Origin of the sequence: Caballeronia calidae, assembly GCF_900044055.2 — a bacterium.
GTDB lineage: Bacteria > Pseudomonadota > Gammaproteobacteria > Burkholderiales > Burkholderiaceae > Caballeronia > Caballeronia calidae.
In genome coordinates this window covers 1-692 of record NZ_FCOX02000338.1, presented here as the reverse complement: position 1 = coordinate 692, position 692 = coordinate 1, and the positions used below count along the sequence as shown (strand labels likewise).

Genomic DNA, 692 nt, shown 5'->3' with positions numbered 1-692 from the left:
CGCGCTGTTGTAGTGGCATTTTTTAAAATCGACATCAATAAAATCAAATAGTTGCGCGTTTAACTGTCGAACTCAAGCGAGCAGGGCGCCATCGAATTTCACCGTCTGCGCTTTTGTGATTCGTCCTTAACCGTCAGACCTAGCGATACTCCAAACTCGCCCTAACCGAGAAGCGGATACCTTGTGTCTGCGCCCACTGTCTTTCACTGTCTTTCACGACACAACGATGCCTTGACCACCCCGCTTACGCAAGTTCCGTCAAGCGTCTGTCGATTGCACGGCCCTTTCTGCCATTGAGCTCTTCTATATTCAAGCCATCCTTTAAAGCGTTCAAAACATCTTTGTGCACAAACATTGCCACTGCGTTCTCAAAACTATCAGGGGATATGTCATTCTGATGTTCCAGAAGAAATTTCATCAATTCAAAGCCTCTATTTTGTGCATCCTGGTGTATCTCATTTAGGATATCATCGCGAATCATGGAGTTTACCTTGCCGCCCAACATTTTCCCGCTGCGCTCGGTCAAAATGCCGACTCCGCACACCGGAGTTCGACAGTTCCACGGCCAAAAACGCGATTTTCGACAGCCAGGCCTTGTATCGGCGCGGGTTTCGGCGGGGTGCCCAATAAAGTCTTGTGGTGGCACGTCACGACCGATGAATGTCACTGTTGATATACGTATGGGTGTGGTA

General features: G+C 48.7%; 1 protein-coding gene. It reads right to left on the bottom strand.

All coding sequences use genetic code 11. From position 1 onward, the window contains the following. Positions 1-244: 244 nt before the first annotated feature. Positions 245-692, bottom strand: a 448-nt coding sequence (locus tag AWB78_RS49260) for a hypothetical protein (RefSeq protein ID WP_232478165.1), incomplete at its 5' end; no start/stop codon positions are given.